Genomic DNA, 1,434 nt, shown 5'->3' with positions numbered 1-1,434 from the left:
GGGCGTGTCAGATGGTCTGTGTAAGCCGTACCGAGAGGAACGGTAAGAATCATGACCATGATCGACGAGAAGAACCCAGGCGAGCCCTCGGGCCAGGACCTGGTCGAGCAGCTGAAAGCCTCAGGGCAGCTTGATGCCCTGTTCGCGCAGATCGACGCGGGCGGCGTCGAGCTCACCGGTGACGGCGGGTTCGTGCCCGCGCTGGTCAAGGCCGCGCTCGAGCGGGGCCTGCAGGCCGAGCTGACCAGCCATCTGGGCTACGAGAAGGGCTCGAGCGAGGCGCTGAAGCACGCCAACTCCCGCAACGGGACCACCCCGAAGACCGTGGAGTCCGAGGTCGGGCCGATCGAGCTGGACGTCCCGCGAGACCGGGGCGGGTCGTTCACCCCGCGCCTGGTGCCCAAGGGCCAGCGGCGCCTCGGGGGCCTGGATGACATGATCATCAGCCTCTATGCCGGCGGAATGACGATCCGGGACATCCAGCACCACCTGGCCTCCACGATCGGCACGGACCTGTCGCACGAGACGATCTCCAACATCACCGACGCCGTGAGCGAAGAGGTCCTGGCGTGGCAGTCGCGGCCGCTGGAGGAGTTCTATCCGGTGATCTATCTCGACGCAATCCGGATCAAGATCCGAGAGAACAGCCAGGTCCTCAACCGTGCCGCCTACATCGCCGTCGGCGTGGACCTCGAGGGCATCAAGCACGTGCTGGGGATCTGGGTCCAGGACACCGAGGGCTCGGCGTTCTGGGCCCACGTCTGCGCCGATCTCGCCAACCGGGGCGTGCAGGACGTGCTGATCGTGTGCTGCGACGGGCTCAAGGGCCTGCCGGAGGCGGTCGAGGCGACGTGGCCGGACTCGATGGTCCAGACCTGCGTGGTTCACCTGATCCGGGCCGCGATGCGGTTCGTGGCCTACCAGGACCGCAAGAAGGTCGCCGCCGCGCTGAAGCCGATCTACACCGCCCCCAACGAAGAGACCGCGAGGAAGGCGCTGGCCGAGTTCGAGGCCTCCGAGCTCGGCACGAAGTACCCGTCTGCAGCCGCGACCTGGGCGAACTCCTGGGAGCGGTTCATCCCGTTCCTGCAGTTCCCACCCATGCTCCGCAAGGTCATCTACACGACCAACAGCATCGAGTCGCTGAACTTCCAGCTACGGAAGGTGACCAAGAACCGCGGCCACTTCCCCTCGACCGAGGCGGCGGTGAAGCTGCTCTGGCTGGCGATCTGCAACATCGAAGACAAACGCGCCGCCGAACGCGCTCGGGACCGGGGCAAACCCGCCGGCCAGCGCAAAGCCCAGGGCCGGCTCGTCGAAGGTCAGGCCGTCACGAACTGGAAGCAGGCCCTCGCCCAGCTCGCCGCGGCCTACCCCGACCGGATCAACCCCTACCTGTGACCACCCCGCTTACACAGACAAGTTGACACGCCC

General features: G+C 66.7%; 1 protein-coding gene. It reads left to right on the top strand.

Annotated features, from left to right (window positions below; genetic code table 11):
- Positions 1-57: 57 nt before the first annotated feature.
- Entirely contained in the window at positions 58-1,401 is a 1,344-nt protein-coding gene (locus tag HMPREF3105_RS08105) for an IS256-like element ISMlu11 family transposase (RefSeq protein ID WP_044658726.1), read from the top strand.
- The last annotated feature ends 33 nt before the right edge of the window (positions 1,402-1,434 follow it).

The sequence above is a fragment of the Micrococcus sp. HMSC31B01 genome, assembly GCF_001816085.1.
Taxonomy (GTDB): Bacteria; Actinomycetota; Actinomycetes; order Actinomycetales; family Micrococcaceae; genus Micrococcus; species Micrococcus luteus.
This window is presented reverse-complemented; position numbering and strand designations above follow the sequence as displayed.